The sequence below is a fragment of the Mesorhizobium sp. M7A.F.Ca.CA.003.01.2.1 genome (genome assembly GCF_003998945.1).
Taxonomy (GTDB): Bacteria; Pseudomonadota; Alphaproteobacteria; order Rhizobiales; family Rhizobiaceae; genus Mesorhizobium; species Mesorhizobium ciceri.
The window spans coordinates 1-1,165 of sequence record NZ_RZRA01001285.1 but is presented as its reverse complement, the minus strand read 5'-3'; the positions used below and the strand labels follow the sequence as shown (position 1 = coordinate 1,165).

The following is a 1,165-nucleotide window of genomic DNA, read 5'->3' as shown; positions in this document are numbered from 1 at the left end:
GGCCCGTGCGCCGAAAGATTGTAGGCGGTGGACCCGGTCAGCCCGTTTCGCCCGCGCCGCTGGCGCGGCGCGCTGCTCTCCAACAAAGCGACGGTGCGCTTCGACATCCGCGAGCCGGAAAAGCGGCCGGTGAACGCCGCCGCCGACCATACCGAGGTCAAGGCGGTGACCTCGGTGACGGTGCGAGAATCACCCACGGCGACAGCAACGTTGCTGTTCGATCCCAATCATTCCTGGAACGAGCGTATTCTCGCCGAACAGTTCCGCTATTGAGCCGGCTCTGCGACCGACAGGTCGATTAAGCATCCCGATTAAGGTTACAACTTCACAATCGTGCCATTGCTGCCCGTTTCTGTTGACAAATCGAGGGCTTGCTCCTAATTGCAATACCGATCTTGCAGGCGCGTGGCGCTTGCCGCGACGCCATTAGACGCCGTTGCGCTTCCCCGAACCAGCCAAAGACAACAACACTTGTCCTCAGACACCACGACCGCTCAAGAAGCGTTGACCTTCGCAGACCTCGGCCTGTCGCCGAAGGTCCTTTCCGCAGTCACCGACGCCGGCTACACCCAGCCGACGCCGATCCAGGCTGGTGCGATCCCGCACGCCTTGCTCGGCAAGGATATTTTGGGCATCGCCCAGACCGGCACTGGCAAGACGGCTTCCTTCGTGCTGCCGATGCTGACCCGCCTCGAAAACGGCCGGGCCCGCGCCCGTATGCCGCGCACGCTGATCCTGGAGCCGACGCGCGAACTCGCCGCGCAGGTCGAAGAGAATTTCATCCGATATGGCAAGAACCACAAGCTCAACATCGCGCTCCTGATCGGCGGTGTCTCATTCGACGAACAGAACAAGAAGCTGGAGCGCGGCGTCGACGTGCTGATCGCGACGCCCGGCCGCCTGCTCGATCACCGCGAGCGCGGCAAGCTGTTGCTCAATGGCGTCGAGATCCTCGTCATCGACGAAGCCGACCGCATGCTCGACATGGGCTTCATTCCCGACATCGAGCGCATCTGCGAGATGATCCCGTTCACCAGGCAGACGCTGTTCTTCTCGGCGACGATGCCGCCGGAAATCACCAAGCTGACCGAGAAATTCCTGCATGCGCCGGTGCGCGTCGAGGTCTCGAAGGCCGCGTCCGCCGCCACCAACATCACCCAGCGGC

Annotated in this window: 1 protein-coding gene and 1 pseudogene; both read left to right on the top strand. The window is 62.7% G+C overall.

What is annotated here, in order from left to right:
* Window positions 1-273, top strand: a pseudogene (locus EN969_RS32015) (NAD kinase); the annotation flags it as partial.
* 198 nt (window positions 274-471) lie between these two features.
* On the top strand, window positions 472-1,165 hold a 694-nt coding region (locus tag EN969_RS32010; protein ID WP_164758709.1), incomplete at its 3' end, for a DEAD/DEAH box helicase.